Source organism: Variovorax frigidus, from assembly GCF_051216515.1.
Lineage (GTDB): Bacteria > Pseudomonadota > Gammaproteobacteria > Burkholderiales > Burkholderiaceae_C > Variovorax.
Map to the genome: position 1 here is coordinate 721,224 of NZ_JBPJZF010000002.1, position 24,788 is coordinate 746,011.

The 24,788-nt window shown below is 69.1% G+C and carries 24 protein-coding genes; 10 read left to right on the plus strand and 14 right to left on the minus strand.

What is annotated here, in order from left to right; translation table 11 throughout:
• Positions 1-97: 97 nt before the first annotated feature.
• Complete coding sequence (locus tag ACSFBC_RS08615) at positions 98-1,732, minus strand: ATP-binding protein (protein WP_435509883.1); 1,635 nt, start codon at positions 1,730-1,732, stop codon at positions 98-100.
• Between the two features lie 266 nt (positions 1,733-1,998).
• Between ACSFBC_RS08615 and ACSFBC_RS08620 the strand changes: the two genes are divergently transcribed.
• The 6 genes from ACSFBC_RS08620 (at position 1,999) to ACSFBC_RS08645 (ending at position 8,231) form a co-directional block, all read left to right on the plus strand.
• Positions 1,999-3,243, plus strand: a complete 1,245-nt coding sequence (locus ACSFBC_RS08620) for an MFS transporter (RefSeq protein ID WP_435509884.1) — start codon at positions 1,999-2,001, stop codon at positions 3,241-3,243.
• Positions 3,244-3,276: 33 nt separating this feature from the next.
• Positions 3,277-4,092 (plus strand): 2,5-didehydrogluconate reductase DkgB, encoded by an 816-nt coding sequence (gene dkgB, locus ACSFBC_RS08625; RefSeq protein ID WP_435509885.1) that lies wholly within the window; start codon positions 3,277-3,279, stop codon positions 4,090-4,092.
• 175 nt (positions 4,093-4,267) lie between these two features.
• Positions 4,268-5,437: an MFS transporter gene (locus tag ACSFBC_RS08630; protein ID WP_435509886.1), complete on the plus strand. Its 1,170-nt coding sequence runs from the start codon at positions 4,268-4,270 to the stop codon at positions 5,435-5,437.
• Between the two features lie 113 nt (positions 5,438-5,550).
• Entirely contained in the window at positions 5,551-6,459 is a 909-nt protein-coding gene (locus ACSFBC_RS08635; protein WP_435509887.1) for a helix-turn-helix domain-containing protein, read from the plus strand.
• Positions 6,460-6,674: 215 nt separating this feature from the next.
• On the plus strand, positions 6,675-7,640 hold the full coding sequence (locus ACSFBC_RS08640) for an AraC family transcriptional regulator (protein ID WP_435509888.1): 966 nt from the start codon (positions 6,675-6,677) through the stop codon (positions 7,638-7,640).
• Between the two features lie 162 nt (positions 7,641-7,802).
• The gene (locus tag ACSFBC_RS08645) at positions 7,803-8,231 is read left to right on the plus strand and encodes a cyclophilin-like fold protein (protein WP_435509889.1); all 429 of its coding nucleotides are present in this window, start codon (positions 7,803-7,805) and stop codon (positions 8,229-8,231) included.
• Here ACSFBC_RS08645 and ACSFBC_RS08650 read toward each other — a convergent pair.
• Positions 8,173-9,075, minus strand: coding sequence for a LysR family transcriptional regulator (locus tag ACSFBC_RS08650; RefSeq protein ID WP_435509890.1), 903 nt, complete (start codon positions 9,073-9,075; stop codon positions 8,173-8,175). The genes ACSFBC_RS08645 and ACSFBC_RS08650 overlap by 59 nt on opposite strands.
• A 194-nt stretch (positions 9,076-9,269) precedes the next feature.
• Here ACSFBC_RS08650 and ACSFBC_RS08655 point away from each other — a divergent pair, with 194 nt between their 5' ends.
• Both ACSFBC_RS08655 and ACSFBC_RS08660 read left to right on the plus strand, forming a co-directional pair.
• Positions 9,270-9,989, plus strand: coding sequence for a pirin family protein (locus ACSFBC_RS08655; protein ID WP_435509891.1), 720 nt, complete (start codon positions 9,270-9,272; stop codon positions 9,987-9,989).
• A gap of 30 nt (positions 9,990-10,019) precedes the next feature.
• Positions 10,020-10,340, plus strand: a complete 321-nt coding sequence (locus ACSFBC_RS08660; RefSeq protein ID WP_435509892.1) for a GNAT family N-acetyltransferase — start codon at positions 10,020-10,022, stop codon at positions 10,338-10,340.
• Between the two features lies 1 nt (position 10,341).
• Here the strand turns inward: ACSFBC_RS08660 and ACSFBC_RS08665 are convergent, their stop codons facing one another.
• The 10 genes from ACSFBC_RS08665 to ACSFBC_RS08710 all read right to left on the minus strand — a co-directional run bounded on the left by ACSFBC_RS08665 (position 10,342) and on the right by ACSFBC_RS08710 (position 21,112).
• Positions 10,342-11,964: an MFS transporter gene (locus tag ACSFBC_RS08665; RefSeq protein ID WP_435509893.1), complete on the minus strand. Its 1,623-nt coding sequence runs from the start codon at positions 11,962-11,964 to the stop codon at positions 10,342-10,344.
• Positions 11,954-12,352, minus strand: a complete 399-nt coding sequence (locus tag ACSFBC_RS08670) for a DoxX family protein (protein WP_435509894.1) — start codon at positions 12,350-12,352, stop codon at positions 11,954-11,956. Before ACSFBC_RS08670 ends, ACSFBC_RS08665 begins: the two co-directional genes overlap by 11 nt.
• Positions 12,352-14,241, minus strand: a complete 1,890-nt coding sequence (locus ACSFBC_RS08675; protein ID WP_435510054.1) for an amidohydrolase — start codon at positions 14,239-14,241, stop codon at positions 12,352-12,354. The genes ACSFBC_RS08670 and ACSFBC_RS08675 overlap by 1 nt, the downstream gene beginning before the upstream one ends.
• A gap of 116 nt (positions 14,242-14,357) precedes the next feature.
• Positions 14,358-14,642 (minus strand): XapX domain-containing protein, encoded by a 285-nt coding sequence (locus tag ACSFBC_RS08680; protein WP_435509895.1) that lies wholly within the window; start codon positions 14,640-14,642, stop codon positions 14,358-14,360.
• Between the two features lie 134 nt (positions 14,643-14,776).
• Positions 14,777-15,430, minus strand: a complete 654-nt coding sequence (locus tag ACSFBC_RS08685) for an isochorismatase family protein (protein ID WP_435509896.1) — start codon at positions 15,428-15,430, stop codon at positions 14,777-14,779.
• 32 nt (positions 15,431-15,462) lie between these two features.
• The gene (locus tag ACSFBC_RS08690) at positions 15,463-16,284 is read right to left on the minus strand and encodes an alpha/beta fold hydrolase (protein WP_435509897.1); all 822 of its coding nucleotides are present in this window, start codon (positions 16,282-16,284) and stop codon (positions 15,463-15,465) included.
• Between the two features lie 190 nt (positions 16,285-16,474).
• The gene (gene paoC, locus ACSFBC_RS08695; protein ID WP_435509898.1) at positions 16,475-18,679 is read right to left on the minus strand and encodes an aldehyde oxidoreductase molybdenum-binding subunit PaoC; all 2,205 of its coding nucleotides are present in this window, start codon (positions 18,677-18,679) and stop codon (positions 16,475-16,477) included.
• A gap of 3 nt (positions 18,680-18,682) precedes the next feature.
• Positions 18,683-19,633 (minus strand): FAD binding domain-containing protein, encoded by a 951-nt coding sequence (locus tag ACSFBC_RS08700; protein ID WP_435509899.1) that lies wholly within the window; start codon positions 19,631-19,633, stop codon positions 18,683-18,685.
• On the minus strand, positions 19,630-20,307 hold the full coding sequence (paoA, locus tag ACSFBC_RS08705) for an aldehyde dehydrogenase iron-sulfur subunit PaoA (RefSeq protein WP_435509900.1): 678 nt from the start codon (positions 20,305-20,307) through the stop codon (positions 19,630-19,632). The genes ACSFBC_RS08700 and paoA overlap by 4 nt, the downstream gene beginning before the upstream one ends.
• Positions 20,308-20,590: 283 nt before the next feature.
• Positions 20,591-21,112: a PPC domain-containing DNA-binding protein gene (locus ACSFBC_RS08710; protein WP_435509901.1), complete on the minus strand. Its 522-nt coding sequence runs from the start codon at positions 21,110-21,112 to the stop codon at positions 20,591-20,593.
• A gap of 291 nt (positions 21,113-21,403) precedes the next feature.
• On the opposite strand from ACSFBC_RS08710, the gene ACSFBC_RS08715 reads away from it, so the two are divergent.
• Both ACSFBC_RS08715 and ACSFBC_RS08720 read left to right on the plus strand, forming a co-directional pair.
• The gene (locus ACSFBC_RS08715) at positions 21,404-22,354 is read left to right on the plus strand and encodes a transcriptional regulator GcvA (RefSeq protein ID WP_435509902.1); all 951 of its coding nucleotides are present in this window, start codon (positions 21,404-21,406) and stop codon (positions 22,352-22,354) included.
• Between the two features lie 28 nt (positions 22,355-22,382).
• Positions 22,383-22,847, plus strand: coding sequence for an EVE domain-containing protein (locus ACSFBC_RS08720; protein ID WP_435509903.1), 465 nt, complete (start codon positions 22,383-22,385; stop codon positions 22,845-22,847).
• 12 nt (positions 22,848-22,859) lie between these two features.
• Here ACSFBC_RS08720 and ACSFBC_RS08725 read toward each other — a convergent pair whose 3' ends face one another.
• Complete coding sequence (locus tag ACSFBC_RS08725; protein ID WP_435509904.1) at positions 22,860-23,771, minus strand: amidohydrolase family protein; 912 nt, start codon at positions 23,769-23,771, stop codon at positions 22,860-22,862.
• A gap of 16 nt (positions 23,772-23,787) precedes the next feature.
• The gene (locus ACSFBC_RS08730) at positions 23,788-24,780 is read right to left on the minus strand and encodes a Bug family tripartite tricarboxylate transporter substrate binding protein (RefSeq protein WP_435509905.1); all 993 of its coding nucleotides are present in this window, start codon (positions 24,778-24,780) and stop codon (positions 23,788-23,790) included.
• Between the last annotated feature and the right edge of the window lie 8 nt (positions 24,781-24,788).

The following is a 24,788-nucleotide window of genomic DNA, read 5'->3' on the forward strand; positions in this document are numbered from 1 at the left end:
GAAAACGTTGTCTGACAACGACTTGGGAAGAGACCCCGGCAGCTTTAGCGCATGGCCTTGGCGCGGGCACCCTCGATAGCCCGCGATTTGAACCAAGTCATGGCAGCCGATAGCGCGTACCGCTGCGCACCCCTTGCGGCTCCAAACGCCCGTCCTTGACGAGTTGCTCGACCGCGCGGCGAACACGAGAACGCGGAATCTCCAGGCCAATGCGCTGGTGGACGTCGCCGATCCTCGACTGCGGATAGCGTCCCACGTCTTCCACGATGAGCGCCAGCAACCGGTGCGGCTCGATGCGCTGGAGCGTGGTCTGTCCCGCGAAGTCAAGGCTGCGCATCAGTCCTGGATCGACGAAGTAGCGCGTGGCCTGGGTGCGGCCGACGCTCCGCACCAGCTGCCACGCCAGCGGGCGCCCGATCCAGGGCTGCAGCGCCTCCACGTTCGGCAACTCGACCCGGGCGGCCAATTCGCGGGCCGTCAGTGCGTCATGCTGCGCCAGCAGGCCCAAGGCAATGCGCTCGCGCTGCGTGAGCTGATAGGTCTGGTCCGCCTTGGCGATGAAGTCGATGACCTCCGGCTTGAGGATGCGGCGATACACGGTGACTTGCACGCGGTCATGCGTCTCGATCAGCTCCGGCGCAGGCCGGCCCTGGGACAGCAGCACCTCGTAGATCTTGTCGATACCGCTGCCCTCCCGCTCCATCAACTTCAGATCATGGAACAGCCGGGCGAGATGTTCATTGCGGCGCACGGTCGTATGCAGCACGTTCTGCGGCGTGACACCCAGCGGCAAGAGGCCGGGATTGACGATCTCCAGACGGTCGGGGTGCAAGTTCAGGAAGATGTCGCCGCGCTGGGTGTACGGCCGGTGCACCAGGGCATTGACCAACAATTCGCGCACCACGACTTCATCGAAGGCAGGCACGCTCTGGCGATACAGGCCGTCGGGCAGTTCGTAGCGCTCGCGAAAATCCGGCACTTCCTGCCAGACCGCTTCGATGAGCGACATCGGGCTGAGTGCATGGTCGTCCCAGACCAGCTTGTTGACCTTCTGGCCGTGCTCGTCGTACTTGATGAACTGAACGACCGGGGCCGTCGCCAACAGGGCGCGCTGGGCCGGACTTCCCAGACAAAGCAAGCCCAGATGCGTGAGCTGTCCCTCGGATGCAAGAAGGTAGTGGGCCAGCAGTTCCGCATCGGACTTTTCCTTGACCGAGGACTTGACGCGATCGGACGTGCGTAGCGCATGCAACAGCCCGTCAAGCTGGGCACCATTCGCCTCGGCGCTGGAAACGCGCAGGCTGACCTGGGTCTCCCATGGCAGCGTTGAGCGCTCGCTGGCCAGGCGCATCACATCGTCGCCGGTGACGGGCTTGCTCTGGTCGGCCACCCGCAGGAAGTAACGGCCGTCCGTGGTGGACGCTACGGCCAGCGCGCGCGGAATGCGCAGTTCGACGTACTGCCCACCGCCCGCCGCCGTGACGACATCGGGCAGCACGGTCACGTTGACGGTGCGCTCGCTCAGCTTGCGCCGAAGGATGTCCGGCAAGTCAGGCGGAATTTTCTGACCGCTCGGCGGCACCGTCTGACCATCTTCAATGCCGATCAGCAGACGGCCGCCCGTTGCATTGGCGAAAGCTACGCAATCCTTCGCGACTTCGTTCCAGTCAGCCGTACTGCCCGTCACCGCGCGCAAGGACTTGCAGTCGAGGAGTTGTCCTTCCTTGCTCAAACGATGCCTCCCGCAACGTGTTTCATGGGTTCCTGCTTCGGTGTCGGTCGATCGTCGACCTCTTCAACGTGCACCTCGCCGGCGCGGCCAGTTTAGGGCCTCCCGCGAAGCCCGTCGCGCCCCTGTCGCTGGCCAATGATCGATGGGCCGGCACGTGTGGCCGGCAATGACTATTGATTCTCTCGCAAGTATCTTTGGAGAAGAACCCTCTTTTTCTGCAAAGACCCCGGCCCCAGACTCCATCCCATTCCCAAGGAGTCCTTCCCATGCCCATCGCCCTGCTCGCGCTGACGCTCAGCGCCTATGCCATCGGCACGACAGAGTTCGTGATCGTCGGCCTGCTGCCCACCGTGGCCGCCGACCTCGGCATCGGCCTGCCCCCGGCCGGCCTGCTGGTCAGCCTCTACGCACTGGGCGTCGCCATCGGCGCGCCGGTGCTCACCGCCCTCACGGGCAAGCTGCCGCGCAAGGCGCTGCTGCTCGGCCTGATGGCGCTGTTCACGGTCGGCAACCTGCTGGCCTGGCAGGCGCCCAGCTACGAGACGCTGGTCGCCGCGCGCATCCTGACCGGCCTCGCGCACGGCGTGTTCTTCTCGATCGGCTCGACCATCGCCACCGGCCTGGTGCCCAAGGAAAGGGCGGCCAGCGCGATCGCGATCATGTTCACCGGCCTGACGGTGGCACTGGTCACGGGCGTGCCGCTGGGCACCTTCATCGGGCAGCACTTCGGCTGGCGCGAGACCTTCCTGGCCGTGTCCGCACTCGGCGTGATCGCCCTTGTCGGCAGCTGGATCTTCGTACCCAACAACATCCGCCACACCGCCCCCGCCTCGCTGGTGGAGCAGGCCAAGGTGCTGGCCGAGCCGCGCCTGCTGCTGGTCTACGCCAAGACGGCCATCGGCTACGGCGGCACCTTCATCCCCTTCACCTTCCTGGCCTCGATCCTGACCGAGGTCTCGGGCTTCAGCGCCGGCGCGGTCGGCTGGGTGATGCTGGTCTACGGCATCTCGGTGGCCGCGGGCAACATCTGGGGCGGCAAGCTGGCCGACCGCATGGGCCCGATCCCCGCGCTGAAGATCATCTTCGCGCTGCTGGCGGCCGTGCTGCTGGTGCTGCAGTTCACCGCGCCGCACAAGTGGCTGGCGCTGGCCACGGTGCTGGCCTGGGGCGCGGTCGCCTTCGGCAACGTGCCGGGCCTGCAGGTCTATGTGGTGATGCAGGCCGAACGCTTCGCGCCGCAGGCGGTGGACGTGGCCTCGGGCCTGAACATCGCAGCCTTCAACCTCGGCATCGCCGGCGCGGCCTGGGCCGGCGGCCTGATCGTCACGCACCTGGGGCTGATGCACACGCCGTGGATCGGCGCCCTGGTGGTGCTGGTCTCGCTGGCCCTGACGCTGTGGAGCGGGAGGCTTGACGCACACCCCCAGGCTTCGCTTCGCTCCGCCCACCCCCTTGCAGGGGGCAATGCCAGCGGCCCGGCAAAGCCGGTTCCGCGGCATTCCACGAACTGATTCATCCACCTTAGAGAAAGAAAGAACATCACCATGACCGCCCACACCCCTATCCCCGCCTTCGGCCTCGGCACCTTCCGCCTCAAGGACCAGGTCGTGATCGACTCGGTCAAGAACGGCCTCGAACTCGGCTACCGCGCGATCGACACCGCGCAGATCTACGCCAACGAAGCCGAGGTCGGCCAGGCCATCGCCGAAAGCGGCGTGGCCCGCCAGGACCTGTTCGTCACGACCAAGATCTGGACCGACAACTACGCCCGCGACAAGCTGGTGCCGAGCCTGAAGGACAGCCTGGCCAAGCTGCGCACCGATCACGTGGACCTGACGCTGATCCACTGGCCCTCGCCCGGCAACGCCGTGTCGGTGGCCGAGTTCATGGGCGCGCTGGCCGAGGCCAAGGCGCAGGGCCTGACGAAGCACATCGGCGTGTCGAACTTCAACATCGCGCTGATGAAGGAAGCCATCGGCGCCGTGGGCGCCGATGCCATCGCGACGAACCAGATCGAACTCTCGCCCTTCCTGCAGAACCGCAAGGCGGTCGACTTCGCGAAGAGCCAGGGCATCCACATCACCTCCTACATGACGCTGGCCTACGGCAAGGCGCTGCGGGACCCGGTGATCGGCGCCATCGCCAAGGCGCACGATGCGACGCCCGCGCAGGTGATCCTGGCCTGGGCGCTGCAGTTGGGCTACGCGGTCATCCCGTCGTCGACGAAGCGCGAGAACCTGGCGAGCAACCTGCTGGCGCAGCAGCTCCAGCTGAGCAATGCCGACATGGCGCAGATCGCCGCGCTCGAGCGCAACGACCGGCTCGTCAACCCCGACGGCCTGGCACCGGCCTGGGATTGAGCGGCACCGCCGCGCCCGCCGCGCCCGACTCCATCCGCAGGCCCACGGGCTGCCTGACGGTGCTGCGCCAGGGCGCCGAGGTGTTCGGCCTCTGACACACGGCGCTGGCAGGATGCCGCCGACGGCACCGATCCTGCTTGCGCACCCTTCACTCCTGTTCAAGAACGGCCTCCCCATGAAGTCCACCTGGTCCCTGCTGGCGCTCGCCGTCGGCGCCTTCGGCATCGGCACCACCGAGTTCGCGCCCATGGGCCTGCTGCCCGTGATCGCCGACGGCGTGCAGGTGTCGATCCCCTCCGCCGGCCTGCTGATCAGCGCCTACGCCATCGGCGTGATGGTCGGCGCACCGCTGATGACGCTCGCGCTCGGGCGCATCCGCGTGAAGACGGCGCTGATCGCGCTGATGAGCATCTTCGTGCTCGGCAACCTGCTGTCGGCGCTGGCGCCCGGCTACTGGACGCTGCTGGCCGCGCGGCTGGTGACCAGCCTCAACCATGGCGCCTTCTTCGGACTCGGCTCGGTGGTGGCCGCGAGCCTGGTGCCCAAGGACAAACAGGCCAGCGCGGTGGCGACCATGTTCATGGGCCTGACCCTCGCCAACATCGGCGGCGTGCCCGCGGCGACCTGGATCGGCCAGCAGATCGGCTGGCGCATGGCCTTCGCCGCCACGGCCGGCCTGGGGCTGCTGGCCATCGCCGCCCTGGCCTGGGCGCTGCCGCGCGGCGAGGCCGGCAAGATGCCCGAGGTGCGCAAGGAGCTGCGCGTGCTCGGCCAGCCCGAGGTGCTGATGGCCATGGCCACCACCGTGATGGGCGCGGGTGCGATGTTCACGCTCTACACCTACATCGCGCCCGTGCTGCAGAGCCTGACGGGTGCCTCCACCGGCTTCGTCACGCTGGCGCTGGCGCTGATCGGCATCGGCTTCACGATCGGCAATGCACTCGGCGGCCGGCTCGCGGACTGGTCGCTCGACGGCGCGACCCGGCTGTTCCTGGCCGCGCTGGCGGTGATCATGCTGGCCCTGCCCTGGCTGCTGCCCAGCCGGGCCGGCGCGCTGGTCGGCCTGCTGGTGTGGGGCATCGCCACCTTCGCCATCGTGCCGCCGGTGCAGATGCGCGTGATGCAGGCCGCGGCCGGCGCGCCGGGGCTGGCGTCGTCGGTCAACGTGGGCGCCTTCAACCTGGGCAATGCGCTGGGCGCGGCCGTGGGCGGCGGCGTGATCTCGGCCGGCCTGGGCTATGCCGCGGTGCCGATCGCGGGGGCGGTGCTGGCTGGCGGCGGCCTGCTGCTGGTGCTGGGCGGCGCGGCCCTGCGCCGGCGCCAGGCTGCAGCGGCGGCGGCTTGAGTGCCCGACCGCCGAGTCGAGCGCGACGACGGCACGCCGCCACAGGCTTGACCCGCACGCTCCCAGGGTTGCGCCTGCCCGCCTAAGATGCCGCTCCGCCAACGACTCCGCCCATGACCGCCGTCGCCGCATCGCCCAGCCGATTTGCCCGCCAGCTCGCGCACCAATACGGGCTGGACGCGGTCGCCGCCTCGAGCGTCGGCACGCGGCCGCTGGACATGGTGCGCATGCACTACGAGCAGCCGCACCTCTTCGTGCTCGCGCCGCTGCCGGCCGACGACGCCTTCGTCGTCAGCGTGGAGCTGTCGCGCGCGGGCAGCCGGCGCTTCTTCCAGGGCGATGCGCAGACGCGACTGGGCCTGATGGAGGTCGGGGCAGTGCACATCGCCGACCTGGCCGCACGGCCCGCAGCCTACGTCTGCAGCCCCTTTCATTCGGTGCTGTTTCGCATCACACGCGCGGCGATGGACGACTTCGCGCGCGACGCCGGCCAGGCGCCGGCCACCGCGCTGCGCTGCACGCCCGGCATCACCGACCCGGTGCTGGCCCACCTCGCGGCCGCCCTGCTGCCTTCGCTGCAGCGGCCCGCGGAAGCCTGCACCCTGTTCCTCGACCAGATGGCGCTGGCGCTCTATGCGCACGTGGCCCACACCTACGGCGACACGGCGCAGCGCCCGGCGACCGCGCCCTGCCGGCTGGCGCCCTGGCAGGAGCGGCGCGCGAAGGAAATGCTGGGCACGGACCTCGCCCGCGAACGCTCGCTGGCCGAGGTCGCGGCCGAATGCGCGCTCTCGCGCAGCCATTTCGGCAAGGCCTTCAAGGCCAGCACCGGCCTGGCGCCGCACGCCTGGCGCATCGGCCGGCGCATCGAGGCCGCGAAGGCCATGCTGCAGCGTGACGACGCCTCGCTGTCGGACATCGCCCTGGCCTGCGGCTTCGCCGATCAGAGCCACCTGACGCGCGCCTTCAGTGCGCGCGTGGGCAGCTCCCCGGCGCAATGGCGTCGTCAGCGCCGTGGTTAGCGCAGGGTGGCTTCGCGCACCATCGCACGCGGCCTGATCGCCATCTGCAACGACGGCCATCGCGAGATCCTGACCGACAAGCCCGACGCGTCTGGCCTGCCCTGTCGCACGACCCGGCGTGCGGCCTTGCAGAATTGTTGGAGATCCTTGCACGATCCTCCGGCGAAGCATCGGGGGCCGAGACAAGCGGCCGCGAGATGCCTAAGCTTCGCCCCATGCTGACCTCGACCCCCCACACCCTGCGCAACGACCCACCCGTCGACCGGCTGCGGGCGACCGTGATGCGGGCCGAGCTGGCCGCATTGATCGATCGCATCACCGTCACCGACGGCGCCCATGAAACGGCGATCCCGCGACTGGGCCTGGCGCGTGCGACGCAATCGCAGCACCCCGTGCACGGGATGTACGAGCCGGCCTTCTGCGTGATCGCCCAGGGCAGCAAGCGTGTGCTGCTCAGCGACGAGGTCTATCTCTACGACAGCAGCCAGTACCTGGTGGTGGCGCAGAACCTGCCGGTGTCGGGACAGGTGATCGACGCCTCGCCGGAAGCGCCCTACCTCGGTTTGCGGCTCAGCTTCGACGTCAAGGAGATCACCGCGCTCGCGCTCGACCTGCAGCTGAGCAAGGCGACGCCCGCGCGGGCCTCGCAGCGCGGCATCTTCACCGGCGAGCTGTCGCCGACCTTGCTCGACCCGGTGCTGCGCCTCGTCAAGCTGCTGGACACGCCGGAAGACCTGGCAGCGCTTGCGCCGCTGATCACCCGCGAGATCCTCTACCGCCTGCTGCGCTCGCCCGATGGCTGGCGGCTCGCGCAGATGGCCATGGTCGACAGCCACAGCCAGCGCATCGCCCAGGCCATCAGCGTGCTGTCGCAACGCTTCCAGGAACCGCTTCGGATCGAGGACCTGGCCGACCGGGTCCACATGAGCGTGTCGTCGCTGCACCAGCACTTCAAGGCCGTGACCGCGATGAGCCCGCTGCAGTTCCAGAAGCAGCTGCGGCTGCAGGAGGCGCGACGCATCATGATCGGCGAACACCTCGACGCCGCGACCGCGGGACACCGCGTGGGCTATGAAAGCCAGTCGCAGTTCAACCGCGAATACAGCCGCTTCTTCGGCTCGCCGCCCGCACGCGACATCAAACGCCTGCGCGAGATGCAGCTGGGCCGCCCCGGCAGCTGACGGGGCCATCGGCCCCACCGAATCCACCGCACATCCGCCGCATATCCGCCGCACTCCGCGAGGAGCGCAGCCGCATTCCCGACCCCACGCACGCACGGTGCCGCACAGCGGCGCGCCGTGCGGGCATTCGCTCCTTCGATCGGCTCACGCCAGAGGTCCCCCATGAAGATCCAACTGACACTGAACCATGGCACGGTGATTTCCGCCACGCTGGCGGACAACAGGACGGCCGAAGACTTCCTGGCCATGCTGCCGCTGACGGTCACGCTGCACGACCTGTTCCAGCGCGAGAAATTCGGCCCGCTGCCAAGTCCCGTCTCGGCCTGCGGCGCGCGCGAGCAGGCCTACGCGGTCGGCGACATCGTGTGCTGGACGGCCGGCCCGGACCTGGCGATCCTGCACCGCCAGGACGGCCAGCCCCTGCGTGGCGGCTTCGAGCTGCTGGGCCGGCTCGACTTCGGCGCCGAGCGCTTCGCCGCGCCCGGGCCGATCGAGGTGACCATCGCCCTCGCCGCGCCGGCGCACGCCGATGTCACGACGGCAGGATGTCCGGCACCAGCGGCCGCTGAAGGCGCGCGCGCCACCACTTGAGCGCCTCGCCCATGGCCGTGGGCTTCCAGGCCAGCCAGAAGGTTTCGTCGGGCCGCGATTCCTCGCAGGCCAGCTCGACCAGCGTGCCGCGCGCCAGCGCGCCCTTCACGCAGTCGCGCGGGAGGAAGCCGTGGCCCAGCCCGTCGATCTGGCAGGTGATCTTGGCCGCCATCGACGGCACCGTGATGCGCCGCTGACCGGCCAGCAGGCCGATGGTGCGGTCGGACATCGTGCGTGCGCCGTCGCCCACCACCACCGCCGTGTGCTGCAGCAGGTCGGCCCGCGTGAGCGGGCGCCGCAGCATGGCCAGCGGGTGCGTGGGCGCCACGCAGAACACGAAGGCCAGGCTGCCCACGGCCACGGCCTTGTAGCCGCCGCCGGCCGGCCCGTCGCCGGCCGCCACCACGATGTCGGCGCGGCCGTCGCGCAGCGCCTCCCAGGTGCCGGTCATGGTCTCGCAGCCGATGCGCAGCCGGGTGCCGCAGTTCAGGTCCTCGAAGGCGCAGATGTCGGGGTTGAAGGCGCTGGTGGGAATCAGCGAGTCGTGCACCAGCCGCAGTTCGGACTCGAAGCCGGTGGCGATCTGGCGCATGCGCGATTCGAGGTCGCCCGCAGCCACCAGCAGCCAGCGCCCTTCCTTGAGCATTTCCTGCCCGGCCGGCGTGAGCGTGACGCGCGGCCCCTGGCGCGTGAACAGCGCGAGGCCCAGTTGCTCTTCCAGCTTGCCGATCGCATAGGAGATGGTGGACGGCACCTTGTGCAGCCGCTCCGACGCGGCCGCGAAGGAGCCGTGGCGCGCGATCGCCTCGACCAGCTCGATCGCCTCGAGGGTGATCTTCAGCATGAATGGGCCCCTTTCTCGATCATCGAAATATTCGATTGTTCTTTCATAAAACCTTCAACATGAGCAGGCCTCCAGCGTTCGATACTTCTTTCACGCCCAGAGATCCTCCTGGATGAATCGCCCGAACAAGGCGAAACGCCGCCGGGATCTCCTCGTGAATTTTATCGACAGACACAACGCAAAAGGACCGCATCATGCTTGAACTTCGCAAGGCCGATCACCGCGGCGTCGCCAACCACGGCTGGCTCCGCTCGCGCCACACCTTCTCCTTCGGCCACTACCACGACGCCAAGCAGCAAGGCTTCTCCGACCTGCTGGTGATCAACGACGACCGCGTCGATCCGGCCCAGGGCTTCGGCACCCATCCGCACCGCGACATGGAGATCTTTTCCTATGTGCTCGACGGCGCGCTGGCGCACCAGGACTCGATGGGCACCGGCTCGGTCATCCGCCCGGGTGACGTGCAGATGATGAGCGCCGGCACCGGCGTGCGCCACAGCGAGTTCAATCACTCGAAGACCGACGGCGTGCATTTCCTGCAGATCTGGATCGTGCCCTCGGTCAAAGGTGCGGCACCGCGCTACCAGCAGGTGCATTTCAGCGACGCCGAGAAGCGCGGCCGGCTGCGCCTGATCGCCTCGCCCGAAGGCGACGGCGGCTCGCTCGGCGTGCACCAGGACATGCGCATGTACGCCGGCCTGTTCGACGGCGCCGAAAGCACCACGCTGGACCTCGGCGCCGACCGCTACGCTTACGTGCACGTGGCGCGCGGCAGCGTGGAGCTCAACGGCGAACGCCTCGGCGAAGGCGACGGCGTGCGCATCCGCAGCGAGCGGCAATTGCGCTTCGCCAAGGGCGACCAGGCCGAGGTGCTGGTGTTCGACCTGCGCCCGCACGAACTGCCTTCGATGTAAGCCCCCTTCGATCCCGAAAAGGAAACGCACATGCAAGACCCGCAAGCCCAGCCCGCGATCGTGAAGGATCGCCTCGAGAAGAGCCGCTTCGAGATCGCGATCGACGGCCACCGTGCGGTCGCCATCTACGAGATGGCGCCGGGCGTCATCACCTTCGTTCACACGCTGGTGGCCGACGAACTGCAGGGCCGCGGGCTGGCCCGGCAACTGGTGCTGGCCGGCCTGGCCTCCGCGCGCGAACGCGGGCTCGCGGTGATCCCGCGGTGCCCGGTGTTCGCGGCCTACATGCGCGCACACCCCGAGACGCACGACCTGCTCGCGCCCGAGGGGCGTGCCTTGCTGGGGTTGTAGTTCAGTCCTGCGCTGCCGCGGCGCGCGCGTGCTTCATGTCCAGCGCGAGGAAGTGGTGCACCACCGGCTTGCCCGGCCCGATGTGGAAGCGGATCGCCTCGTTCTGCAGGTCCGCATCGGCATGCGACACGCGGTGGTGCTGGCGCAGATGCTCGGCCCAGGACTCGACCAGAAACCACTCCATCAGCCGCTCGGGCTCGCTGGTGTGCTCGGTGATGCCCCAGGCGTAGGCGCCGTCGCGGCGGCGCTCGAGCGACACCCGCTCCATCGCCTGCACGAAGGCCGGCTGGTCTTCCTTGCGGACGCGGTACTCGACCTGCACCATGACCGGCCCGCGGTCGTGCGCCACGGGCGCCGTCAACAACGGCTCGGGCCAGTGGTTCGAGGCCTGCAGGTCCGCTTCGCCGGTGGGCAGCTTGACGCGGTGGAACACGAAGGCCACCACGGCCAGGCCCGCGGCGCCGATCACCAGCGTGGTCGGCACGCCGATCTGCTGCGCGATCAGGCCCCAGCCCAGGCTGCCGCCGGCCATCGCGCCGTTGAAGACCGTGAGGTAGATCGCCAACCCACGGCCGCGCACCCAGTTGGGCAGCACCGCCTGCGCCACGCCGTTGAGCGTGGTGAGCGCGATGATCCAGCCCACGCCCAGCAGCAGCATCAGCAGCACGGCCACCCATTGCGGCGGCGCAAGGGCCAGCGCCACCATCACCACGGCCGAGATCAGCGAGGCCGCGAGCACCAGCCCGTCGGCATCGAGCTTCTCGCGCATCCGGGGCAGCAGCACCGCGCCGAGGATCGCGCCCGCGCCGACCGCCCCCAGCATCACGCCGTAGAAGCCGGCCGTGCCGCCGAGCATCTTGCGCGCCACCAGCGGCAGCAGCGCCCAGACCGCGCTGGCGAACAGGAAGAACACCGCCGCGCGCAACAGCACCACGTGCAGTTCGCGGCTGGCCCGCGCATAGCGCAGGCCGGCGCGGAAGGCACCGAAGAACTGTTCCGACAGGCCCGTGTCGACGGCCGCCGGCCGCTTCCACCATAGCAGGGCTGCGATCACGAACACATAGCTCAGCACGTCGGCGCCATAGGCCGTGGCCGCGCCGAAGCTGGCGAGCAGCAAACCGCCCACGGCCGGGCCGATGGCGCGCGCGATGTTGATGCCCAGCGAGTTGAGCGCCACCGCGTTCTTCAGGTCGGCACGCGGCACCAGCTCGGGCACGATCGATTGCCAGGTCGGCCCCATCAGCGCGGCGCCGATGCCGCCCACGAAGGTCAGCGCGACCAGGTACTCGACGGTGAGCGCGTTGCTGCGCGACAGCACCAGCAGCGTGGCGCTCACGCAGGCCAACATCACCTGGATGAAGATCAGGAAGCGCCGGCGGTCGAGGATGTCCGACAGCACGCCCGCCGGGATGGCCAGCAGGAAGATCGGCAGCGTGGCCGCGGTCTGGATCAGCGCCACGGCCGCGGGGCTGGCCGAGAGCTCGGTGACCATCCACGAACTGGCGACGTCGCGCATGAAGCTGCCGACGTTGCCCAGCACCGTCGCGGCCCAGAGCACCGCGAACACCGGCTGGCGCAGCGGCGCGAAGCTGCCCTGGCCGGCTGTCTTTTGCTCAGCGCTCATCGCGCGCCCTCAGGTCGTGCCAGGCCACGAGCAGGAATCCGCCCACCAGGCCCCAGTGTTCGAAGAAGGCATTGGCCACCATGAAGCGCTCGGGCGCCTGCATTTCCCAGAAGCGGTTGGCCACGAAGGTCGCCATCAGCGTGAAGCCGGCCAGGCCCAGCGCGCCGAGCCAGCGGTAGAAGCCGGTGAGGACCATCAGGGCCGCTCCGAGCTCGAACACGATCACCGCCACGGCCATCGGCCCGGCGGGCGACAGGCCGAAGTGATTCATCTCGGCAATGGCCGAGGGGACGTCGGTCGCCTTGTTGAAGCCGCCCTGCAGGTACGCGGCGCAGAGGAAGAGCAGTGCGAGCCAGTGCACCGCGCGCGTGGTGAAGAGGCGGCGCATCAGACGGCCCAGCAGGCGCAGCCCAAGGCGCCCCAGAAACTCTTCAGGTCCGCAATCGGCAACTGGCTGCTCCACGCGGTCGCGTGCTGGTGCCCATGCACGTTGCAGTCGTTGGCGCAGGCGCAGTCGGCCGCCATGCGGCGCAGCGCGGCCTGCATCGGCCGGCCTTCCTTCTCGCCCCAGCCGCCGTAGCCGCCGAAGGTGCGCACCGGCGACCAGTCGGGCATGGCGGGCGGCGGTGCGCCATCGTCGTGCGACTGGAACGGGCCCGCGCCGTAGACCACCCGGCCGCCCACCATCGTCAGCAACGCGGTGGTGTCGGCGATCTCGGATTCGGGGCAGGCGAAGAAGTCGCGGTCGGGCACCACCAGGTCGGCCAGCAGGCCGGGCTCGATGCGGCCCTTCTTGCCGACTTCGTTGGAGAACCAGGTCACGTTCTCCGTCCACATGCGCAGCGCGGCCTCGCGGTCGATGCAGTTGCGCTGCGGATAGAGCTGCAGGCCGCCGACCGTCTTGCCCGTGACCAGCCACGACAGCGAGACCCACGGGTTGTACGACGCCACGCGCGTCGCGTCGGTGCCGGCCGAGACCTTCACGCCCTTCTCCAGCATGCGCTTGACCGGCGGCGTGGCCGCGGCCGCGCCCGCGCCGTAGCGCTCGACGAAGTACTCGCCCTGGTAGGCCATGCGGTGCTGCACCGCGATGCCGCCGCCCAGCGCGGCGATGCGATCGATGGACTTCTCGGAGATGGTTTCGCAGTGGTCGAAGAACCAGTTCAGGCCGGCCAGCGGCGTGTCGCGGTTCACCTTCTCGAACACGTCGAGCGCGCGCTCGATGGTCTCGTCGTAGGTCGCATGCAGGCGCCAGGGCCATCGGTTCTGCACCAGCACGCGCACCACCTCTTCCAGCTCGCCTTCCATCTCGGGCGCCATGTCGGGACGCGGCTGGCGGAAGTCCTCGAAGTCGGCGGCCGAGAAGACCAGCATCTCGCCCGCGCCGTTGTGCCGGAAGTAGTCGTCGCCCTGCTTGTATTTCGAGCTCGCGGTCCAGTTCAGGAAGTCCTGCTTCTCCTGCTTGGGCTTCTGCGTGAACAGGTTGTAGGCCAGGCGGATGGTGAGCTGGCCCGCATCGGCCAGCTGCTGGATCACCTGGTAGTCCTCGGGGAAGTTCTGGAAGCCACCGCCGGCATCGATGGCGCCGGTCACGCCCAGCCGGTTGAGCTCGCGCATGAAGTGGCGCGTGGAATTGAGCTGGTACTCGAAGGGCAGCTTGGGCCCCTTGGCCAGCGTCGCGTAGAGGATGCTCGCGTTGGGCTTGGCCAGCAGCAGCCCGGTCGGGTTGCCGGCCGCATCGCGCACGATCTCGCCGCCGGGCGGCGCGGGCGTGTCCTTGGTGTAGCCCACCGCGCGCAGCGCGGCGCCGTTGAGCAGTGCGCGGTCGTACAGGTGCAGCAGGAACACCGGCGTGTCGGGCGCCACCGCGTTGAGCTCGGCGATGGTCGGCAGCCGCTTCTCGGCGAACTGGTGCTCGGTGAAGCCGCCGACCACGCGCACCCATTGCGGCGCGGGCGTGATCGCGACCTGGCGCCGGAGCATGCCCATCGCATCGGCCAGGCTGCGCACGCCGTCCCAGCGCAGCTCGAGGTTGTGGTTCAGCCCGCCGCGGATGATGTGCAGGTGGTTGTCGATCAGGCCCGGCAGCACCGCGCGGCCCTGCAGGTCGATCAGGCGCGTGCCGTCGCGCGCCAGCGGCAGGATGTCGGCGTCGCTGCCCACGTGCGTGAAGCGTCCGGCGCGGATCGCGACCGCGGTGGCCGTGGGGTTGGCGCGGTCCAGCGTGGTGAAACGGCCGTGGTGGAGGATGAGTTCGGGGGCTGAGGCATCGATCATGTCGGGTGTCCTTGAAGAAGCGGGAGTTTGCGCCAGGCCAGGCGCGGCCCATGCGGCGCCGAGTGCGCCCAGCGCACCGACGAAGTGGCGGCGTCCCCGGGCGTCGGAATCGGCGCTCATGCCTTGCGCTCGACGGGCGCCTGGGCACCGTCGGCCGTGGGCTTCGCGCATTGCGGCAGCTCGCCGAACATGTGCGGCTTGACCTGGTGCTGCAGCCACGAGCTGGCCGTGGGGCTGCGGTCGAACAGGCGCTTCACCAGCGGCGGCAGCTGTTCGCCCGCGAGGATGCCCAGCAGCCCGACCAGCGCGATGATCGGCGGTGCCGGCGAGCGCACGCTGAACAGCGCGTAGATCACGCCGACCAGCACGCCGAGCGCGAGCGAGACGATGTAAGACTTCATATGTTGGCGACGAAAACGCGTGAAGGAACCGTCGCGAGCGCTCCGAGCTTGCATGGAGGACCGGAGCCGCACTCGCGTGCGGTGAGGACCGCAGATGCGAGATCGGTGCGCGCAGCAGGTTCATTCATGCGTTTTCAACCTTCATGCGCGTTGAACATCGTTTTCGCGTAGGCGATGCCCAGGCCGTAGGCGCCGCCGAACTTGCGCGCGATGCCGGTGGTCATCTCGTAGGTGTCGGTGCGGGCCCAGTCGCGCTGCAGTTCGAGCAGGTACTGCAGCGCGGTCATCGGCTGCGCGCCGGCCTGCACCATGCGGTCCATGGCGCGGTCGTGGGCCTCGGCCGAGACGTCGCCGCAGGCGTCGGCGATCACGTAGACCTCGAAGCCCTGGTCGATGGCCGACAGCGCCGGGCCCACGATGCACACGCCGGTCCACAGGCCCGACAGCACGATGCGCGGCTTGCCGATCTCGTTGATCTTCCGGATCACGGCGGCGTCTTCCCAGGTGTTCATCGAGGTGCGGTCGAGCATGGCCTGGCCCGGGAAGGCGGCCGTGATCTCGTCGAACATCGGGCCCGAAAAGCTCTTCTCGGCCACGGTCGTGAGGACGGTCGACACGCCGAAGCCGGCAGCCGCGTTCGCGACCAGCGCGGCGTTGTTGCGCAGCGTGACCGCTTCGATCGAATGCGTGGCGAAGGCCATCTGCGACTGGAAGTCGATCATCAGCAGCGTGTGGTCCTGCGGCGTGAGCAGCTTGGCGCCGGGCGTGGGGGTGGCGGTGAGGGGCATGGTGTTTCCTTGGACAGAAAAAATGAAGGGACTCAAGCCTGGAGGAAGGCCAGCAGGTCGGCGTTGAGCCGTTCCTTGTGGGTGAAGGGCAGCGCGTGCGGTGCGCCCGGGTACACCTTTAGCTCGGCACCGGCAATGGTTTCAGCGGCGAGCTTGCCGGTGGCTTCGAAGGGCACGACCTGGTCGTCGTCGCCGTGCACGACCAGCGTGGGCACGTCGAACTTCTTCAGGTCGGCGAAGAAATCGGTCTCGGAGAAGGCGGTGACGCAATCGACCGTGGCCTTGATCGAGGCCAGCAGCGCGATCTGCAGCGTCTGGGCGAGGATGCCCTTCGAGACCTTGGCGCCTTCGCGGTTGGTGCCGTAGAAGAGCGTGCCGAAGTCGTCGAGGAACTGCGGACGGTCGGCCAGGATGCCGGCCTTGATGCCGTCGAACACGGCCTTGTCCACGCCCTGAGGGTGCGCGGCGGTCTTGATGAACAGCGGCGTCACCGCGCTCAGCAGCGCGACCTTGGCGATGCGCGCCGTGCCGTGGCGGCCGATGTAGCGCGCCACGTCGCCGCCGCCCATCGAGAAGCCGACCAGCGTCACGTCCTTCAGGTCGAGGGTTTCGATCAGCTCCGACAGATCGTCGGCGAAGGTGTCGTAGTCGTAGCCGGTCCAGGGCTGGCCCGAGCGGCCGAAGCCGCGGCGGTCATAGGCGATCGCGCGCAAGCCTTGCTCGGCCAGGAAGTGCATCTGGTACTCCCACATGTCGGCATCGAGCGGCCAACCGTGGCAGAAGACGACCGGCTGGCCTTGGCCCCAGTCCTTGAAATAGATCTCGCATCCATCGCGCGTGGTGAAAGTGCTCATGTCGGGCTCCGGCTGAGGAGCGCTGACGGCGGAGGGAAGCGCAGGAAACGCGCCCTCCCGTCAGACGCTCGAAAGGAGCCCGCAGGCTACCGGCGCACGACGCCGGCGGCTTGAACAAAAAGGCGCTGCCTTGTCGGATTGCGCGGTGCGCTGCAACAGAAGGCAAACGCAGGGCCGAGTCACGGCGGACTCAGGCCTCCAGCGGCGGCAGCGCACCGATGCGCTTGTCCAGCGTCAGCGGGTAGTCGCGCACGCGTATGCCGGTCGCGTTGTACATCGCGTTCGCGACCGCGGCACCGACACCGCAGATGCCCAGCTCGCCCACGCCCTTGGCTTTCATGGGCGAGGACATCGGGTCGGTTTCGTCGAGGAAGACGACCTCCTGGTGCGGAATGTCGGCATGCACCGGCACCTCGTAGCCCGCCAGGTCGTGGTTGACGAAGAAACCCAGGCGGTGGTCGACCGCCAGCTCCTCCATCAGCGCCGCGCCCACGCCCATGGTCATGCCGCCGATGACCTGGCTGCGCGCGGTCTTGGGGTTCAGGATGCGGCCCGCGGCGCAGACCGCGAGCATGCGGCGCACGCGCACCTCGGCGGTGAACGCATGCACGCCCACTTCCACGAAATGCGCGCCGAAGGTGGACTGCTGGTACTGCTTGTCGAGGTCGCCATAGGTCATCGTGTCCTCGGCCACGAGGTCCTGCGTCGCGGCAAGCTCGGTGAGCGGCACGCTGCGGCCACCCGCCGTGACGCGGCCGTCCGCGAAGGTGGCGCTGGCGGCCGCCGCGGCATCGAAGCCCGCGCGCCGGGCCACCATGTCGCGCAGTTTCACGCAGGCCGCATAGACGCCCGCGGTCGCGCTGTTGGCGCCCCATTGGCCACCCGAGCCGGCCGAGACCGGGAAGCTCGAGTCCCCGAGCCGCACCACCACCCGCTCGATCGGCACGCCCATCATCTCGGCCGCGGTCTGCGCAATGATCGTGTAGGTGCCGGTGCCGATGTCCGTCATGTCGGTTTCGACCGTGACGGTGCCCCTGGCGTTGAGCCGCACGCGCGCGGCCGACTTCATCACCAGGTTGTTGCGGAAAGCCGCGGCCATGCCGATGCCGACCCACCACTGCCCGTCGCGCACACGGCCCGGCACGGCGCTGCGCTGGTTCCAGCCGAAGCGCTCGGCGCCGATGCGCATGCAGTCGATCAAGCGCCGCTGCGAGAATTTGCGCTCCGGCTTGGCGGGGTCGACCTGCGTGTCGTTGAGCACGCGGAACGCGATCGGGTCCAGGCCCAGGCGCTCGGCCATCTCGTCCATCGCGACCTCCAGCGCCATCAGGCCCGGTGCCTCGCCGGGCGCGCGCATCGCGTTGCCTTCGGGCAGGTCGAGCACCGCGAGCCGCGTGCCGGTCAGCCGATGGGCTCCTGCATAGAGCAGCGCGGTCTGCTGCGTCGCCTCTTCGGGTGCACCGCCCGGCTGATCGCCGGACCAGCTCTCGTGGCCGATGGCCGTGAGCCGCCCGTCCTTGCCCGCGCCCAGACGGATGCGCTGGATCGTGGCGGGCCGGTGCGTGGTGTTGTTGATCATCAGCGGCCGCTGCAAGGCGACCTTCACCGGCCGCCGCGCGATGCGCGCACCCAGCGCCGCCAGCAGCGTGTCGGCGCGCAGGAACAGCTTGCCGCCGAAGCCGCCGCCGATGAAGGGCGAGATCAGGCGCACGTTGGTCTTGGGAATGCCCAGCGTCCTGGCGAGGTCGGTGGTCGTCCAGTCGATCATCTGGTTCGACGTCCAGACCGTGAGCTTGTCGCCGCGCCAGGCGGCGATGCTCGCCATCGGTTCCATCATCGCGTGCGAATGGTCGGGCGTGGTGTAAGTGGCGTCGAACTGCACCTCGGCCCGGTCGAAGTTGGCTGCGAAGTCGCCGACCGCCTTGTCCTTCTTCTCCAGCTTGGGTTGCGTCTCCCGGGCCTGCGCCAGGTCGAAGGCCCCGCCGGTGCCGACACAGTCCACGCGCAGCAGTGCCGCGGCCGCGCGCGCCTGCTCGAAGGTCTCGGCGACGACGAGCGCGATGGCCTGGTGGTAGTGGTCGATGGTCGGCCCGCCGAGCAGCTTCGCGGTGTTGAACTTGCCCTTGCCGAGCTTGCCGGCGTTCTGCGCGGTGACGACGGCGATCACGCCGGGCGCGGCCCGGGCGAGCGTCGCGTCCATCGACACGATGCGCCCCTTGGCGATGCCGGCGCCGACCACGTAGCCGTAGGCCTGGTCGGCGACCACATCGTGCTGCTCGTAGGCGTAGCGCGCGGTGCCAGTGGTCTTGAGGCGGCCGTCCACACGGTCGATGGCCTGACCGACCACCTTGAGCTGGTCGATCGGGTTGGTGGTGGCGGGAGTGTCGAACTTCATGGCTCAGGTCCTGGCTTGGGCGAGGGTGGCGGCGAGCGTGCGCTCGGCCAGCGGCAACTTGAAGGCGTTGTGCGTGGTGGGTCGCGCCTCGGCGAACAGCGCGTCGGCCACCGATTTCGCACCGCGCGGCATCGACGCATCGGCGCTCTCCATGCGCCAGGGCCGCGGTGCCACGCCACCGAGCGCGACGCGCCCGCTGCCGTCGCGCTGCACGATGGCCGCGACCGACACCACCGCGAACGCATAGGACGCGCGATCTCGCACCTTGTGATAGATGTGCTTGCCGCCGATCGGGCTCGGCAGCGTGACGGCCGTGATCAGCTCGCCCGCGGCCAGCGCGGTCTCGACGTGTGGCGTGGTGCCGGGCAGCCGGTGCAGCTCGGCAATCGGGATCACGCGGCGCGTGCCGTCGCTGCGCACCGTCTCGACCGAGGCATCGAGCACGCGCATCGCGACCGCCATGTCGCTCGGGTGCGTGGCGATGCAGGCGTCGCTGCCGCCGACCACCGCCAGCTGCTTGCTCACGCCGCCGATGGCCGCGCAACCGCTGCCCGGCTGGCGCTTGTTGCAGGCCTGGTTGGTGTCGTAGAAATAAGGGCAGCGCGTGCGCTGCAGCAGGTTGCCCGCGGTACTGGCCTTGTTGCGCAACTGACCCGAGGCGCCGGCCAGCAGCGCACGCGACAGCACGCCGTAGTCGCGCCGCACCCGCATGTCGGCCGCGAGCTGGGTGTTGCTCACCAGCGCGCCGATGCGCAGGCCGCCGTTGGCTGTCGGCTCGATGGCCTTGAGGCCGAGGCCGTTGAGGTCGACCAGATGCGCCGGTGTCTCGATCTCCAGCTTCATCAGGTCGAGCAGGTTGGTGCCGCCAGCGATGAACTTCGCACCCGGCACGCGCATGGCCTGGGCCAGCGCGTCCTCGGTCGAGGTCACGCGTTGATAGGTGAAGGATTTCATGCCTTGCCTCCCTTGCCCGCGTTACCCGTGTTACCCGCGACTTCGGTGATCGCATCCACGATGTTGCTGTACGCACCGCAGCGGCAGATGTTGCCGCTCATGCGTTCGCGCAGCTCGGCGGCGGAGAACATCGGCTTCGCGTTCAGGTCCTCGCTCACATGGCTGGGAATGCCCTGCTCGATTTCCTCGAGCACGCCCGCGGCCGAACAGATCTGGCCCGGTGTGCAGTAGCCGCACTGGAAGCCGTCGTGCTTGACGAAGGCCGCCTGCAGCGGGTGCAGCCGGTCGGGCGTGCCCAGGCCTTCGATCGTGGTGACCGCGCCGCCTTCGTGCATGACGGCGAGCGTGAGGCAGGAATTGATGCGCTGGCCGTCGACGATGACGGTGCAGGCACCGCATTGGCCGTGGTCGCAGCCTTTTTTCGTGCCGGTGAGGTGCAGGTGCTCGCGCAGGGCGTCGAGCAGCGTGGTGCGCGTGTCGAGCGCCAGGCGCTGCGTCTTGCCGTTGACCTGCAGCGTCACGGTCGTGAGTGGCTGGCTGCCGGCGGATGGACTCGGGGGTCGCGCGGCGTCGGGCGCCTGCGCCGTTCTGGCGACCACCGTCGCCGAGGCGGATGCCGCGCCGGCGGCGAGCAGCCCACGCCGGGTGATCGGCAAATGGTTCGAGCTTTGCATGGGTTCGTCCTTCTTCGTGGGGAGGCGATGTCGAGCGCGGCACGTCACCGCCGCTCGCCCATCGAACGAACCACTCTAGGGACGGTTGGCCCATCGCACCAGAGGCGCATGGCGCGATTCCGTATCCAACGGTGCGCACGAATCGCCGCAGGCACCGGGTCTCAGAGGGAGACGGTCGCACTTGATCGGCGGCCGTCGGCCAACTCCTACGGCAGCTGTCGAATCCAGCCTAAGCCGGTGGCGAGCGCGCGTCTGCACCGCCTCGGTGCAAACAGCGCCTTCCCTACTTCGCACCCGGATACAGCCCCAGCACGTTCGCACCGATGGCCGGGTCCACGAAACGTTCCAGCCGCTGAGGATGCAGGATGACCGTGATCTCGCACGAGCCCGTGCCCACGGTCATGCCCAGGAAGTGGCCTCCGGCGCCGATGAAGCTGCCGTCGGTCACGATGCCGTGCGCATGGATGGAGGGCTTGCCTTCCTTCCACGCGATGCTGCCGGTGAGGTTGGCCATCTCGACGTCCTTGAAGGTCTTGGGGTTGAAGACCTTCTTCGAGAAGTCGTAGAAGCCGAAGGTCGCCTCGCGCATGAAGCCGATGCCGAAGATGCTCGCGCTCTGGATCTGCTCGACCTGCGCCAGCTTCTCGATGTGGGCGAGCACGTCGTCGCCGTTGCGCAGCACCATCAGGTAGCCGGTGGGCGTGCGCGTGATCTTGCCGGTCAGGTCCTGCGCCTGCGCCGACGTGCCGAAGGCGAGCGCGGCGAGCAGTGCGATGCACAGGGAAGTGAAAGTCTTGATGACCATGGGAATGCCTCGATTTCTTGGTTGGGATGAAAAGGGAAATGCACCGATGCGGCTTGCGCCGCGCGATGGCCGTTGCCGCCGCTCTGCCGGTTTCGGCCGGCCGAAGAACGCCTGCACGCGCGGCCGGGGCCGTGCCGATGGAGCGAGGGGCGCCAGTCTAGGAAGGCATGCCCCTGCAGGGCAAACGAGTTTTTCTAGGGCGAATGCGGAGAAAATATTGAAGGCTTTTGGCGCACACTCGGCCGGTGCCCCGGGTCTGCCGATCCGGGCCGGTCACCCAAGGAATCCACTGTGTCGCGCCCCATCCCGCCGCTCAATCCCCTGAGGGCTTTCGAAGTCGCCGCCCGGCACCTGAGCTTCACGCGCGCCGCGGAAGAACTGTTCGTCACGCCCTCGGCCGTGAGCCACCAGATCAAGACGCTGGAAGAAAGCCTGGGCATCGCGCTGTTCACGCGCGATGCCAAGTCGCTGTCGCTGACCGCCGCCGGCAAGGCCTACCTGCCGGGCGTGCAGCAGGCCTTCAAGCAGCTCGCGCATGCCACGCACCAGCTGCAGACCCAGGGCATGCCTGCGCTCAAGATCAACGTGCCGCCGACCTTCGCGGTCAAGTGGCTGATCCCGCGCATGGACCGCTTCATGAAGGCGCACTCCGAGATCGACCTCAAGGTCTCGACCTCCAAGCACATGGTCGACTTCGCGCGCGAGGATTTCGACCTGGCCGTGCGCTACGGCCGCGGCAGGTACCCCGGCCTGCATTCCGAGCTGTGCCTGCCGGTCGAAGTGTTCCCGGTCTGCAGCCCGGCGCTGATGCGCGGCGAGCACCCGCTGCACACGCCGTCCGACCTGCGCTTCCATACGCTGCTGCACGACGACAGCACCTACAGCGACGTGAGCAACCCGCACTGGGCCATGTGGCTCGAGCATGCGGGTGTGACCGACGTCGATGCCACGCGCGGGCCCTCGTTCTGGCCCAGCCACCTGGTGCTCAACGCCGCGGTCGACGGCCTCGGCGTGGCGCTGGCCAAGAAGAATTGGGTGCTCAAGGACCTGGCCGACGGCCTGCTGGTGCGGCCCTTCGACATCAGCCTGCCGGTCGAGTTCTCCTACTTCATCGTCTATCCCGAGGAACGCGTCAACGACCGTCGCATCGCGGCCTTCGTCGACTGGGTGCGCCAGGAGGTGGCCAACGAGCCGCCTGGCAGCGCCCCGGCCATTGCCGGGCTGACCGCCTTCGCGTCCTGAACGGCGAGAAGAGAACGGAAGGCGCGCCATGACCCGCTATTGGCTGATGAAATCCGAACCCGACGAATGCGCGATCGACGACGCGCTCGCCGCGCCCGAATCCACCGTGCCCTGGACCGGCGTGCGCAACTACCAGGCGCGCAACTTCATGCGCGACGGCATGCAGGTCGGCGACGGCGTGCTGTTCTATCACTCGGGCTGCGCCGAGCCGGGCATCGCCGGCATTGCGCGCGTCGCCTCGGGCACGCGCACCGACCCCACCCAGTTCGACCCTGCCTCGCCCTACTTCGACGCGGCGTCGAAGGCCGAGGCGCCGCGCTGGCTGTTGCTGGACGTGCAGGCCCTGCGCAAGACACGCCTGCTCGGCCTGCCCGAGCTGCGCGCGACGCCGGCACTGGCCGAGATGGTGGTGCTCAAGCGCGGCAACCGGCTGTCGATCACGCCGGTCGACGCGGCGCACTGGGAGTTGATCACCGAGGACATGCTGGCCTGAGGCCGGCGCCGTTCAACCCAGCCGATAGACCCGCACCGCGTTGCCGTGCAGCAGCGCACGCCGCTCGGCCACCGGCCGGTCGGCGATGGCCGCGACGAAGCCCGCGAGGATCGACCCGTAGCCGGCCACCAGGCTGTCGACCGGGAAGTTGCTCGCGAACAGGCTGCGCGCGGCGCCGAAGATCGCGATGGCGTCGCGGATCACCGGCACGTTGTCGGCCTGCGTCCACGGCTTGCCGCGCTGGCCCAGGCCCGAGATCTTGATGGCGGTGTTGGGCTGCGCGGCCAATGCCTCCAGCGCGCGGCGCCAGCCCGCGAGGCCGGCCGCACTGCGGTCGGCCGGCAGGCCCGTGTGGTTGAGGATCAGCAGCGTCTGCGGAAAGTCGCGCGCCAGGTCCGCCGCCTGGTCGAGGTTCCACCAGGGCGCCTGCAGGTCGAAGGACAGGCCGTGCGACTGCAGCAGCGCATAGCCGCGGCGCCAGCGCTCATCGTCCATCGAGCCCGCGAGGCCACGCTTTGCCGCGCCCTCTGAAGCCGCGGCCACCGGCTTGTGCCGGATGCCGCGCACCAGCGGAAACGCGGTCTGCGCGGCCAGCAATTCGGGCGCATCGCCCTGGTCGAGCGCCACGTGCGCGACCAGCGCGGTGGGCCGGCCCTGCGTCTGCGCTAGCTGCGTGAGCCAGCGCGTCTCGGCCACCGGGTCTGCGCGCTCCCACTCGGCCTCGATGTGCACCGTGCCCGCGGGCGCATGGCCGCGCGTGTCGCGCGCCAGGTCCTCGGGCAGGTAGTTGCGCTTCAACGCCGCGTAGTCGCCGTAACGGAAGTTCGGCACCGTCTCGCCCTGCAGCCAGGGATAGGGGTTGGCGCCCAGGTCCCAGAAATGCTGGTGCGCATCGATGAAGGGCTCGTCGAACTCGAAATCCATCGCCGGATTCTCGCGCTCAGCCCGCGAGCTTGAGCTTGCCCGCGAGCTCCTTGAAGAAGGCGCTCTCCCTCGTCATCACGGACTCCAGCGTCGCATCGTCGGCGTAGGTGTCGGTGCTGAAGTGCAGCTTGGTGAGCGCATCGATCCAGACCGGCTCCTTGACCGCCCTGGCGGTCGCGGCCCTGAGCACGGCCATCACCTCGTCGGGCGTGTTGCGCGGCGCCGAGAGGCCGCGCCAGATGCCGATCGACAGATCGATGTTGCGCTCCTTGAGCGTGGGGATGGTCTCGAAGCCGTCGGCCACGCGCTTGTCGGCCATCACGGCCAGCGCCTTGAGCTTGCCGGCCGCCACGTAGCTCGACACCTCGGCCGTGCTGACCGTCACCGCCTCGATGTGGCCGCCCAGCAGCGCCAGCACCGCGGGCGCGCCGCCAGGGTACGGGATGTGGTTGAACTTCGCGCCGGTCTTCTCGCCCAGCGCCGCGGCCGCCATGTGCCAGGTCGAGCCATGGCCGGCGTTGCCCACGCGGATGTTCGCGTCGGCCTTGCGCGAGGCGTCGAGGAACTGCTCGAGCGTGGTCCAGGGCGCATCGGCGCGCACCACCACGGCGGCCGGGTCGGCGTTCAGCCGTGCGATCGGCCGCAGGTCCCTGTACGAGAACTTGGCCAGGCCCAGGTGGTTGAGGAAGGTGAGCTCGGTCGACGAGAGCACGATCTTGTAGCCGTCGGGCTTGGCGTTGACCACCTCGCCCAGGCCCAGCACGCCGCTGGCGCCGGGGCGGTTGACCACCACCAGCGGCTGCGGCAAGAACTTCGCGACCGCGGCCCCGAAGGAGCGGCCGACCACGTCGGCACCGCCGCCCGCCTGCCAGGGCACGACCAGTTCGATCGGCTTGGCTGGATAGGCACCGGGCTGGGCCCAGGCGGGCACGGCGAACGTGGCGCCCAGCAGCAGGGCCGCGCGCAGGCCGTGGCGGCGCGCGGGGTCGAAGGAAGGTTCTGTCGTCATGTCCTGTC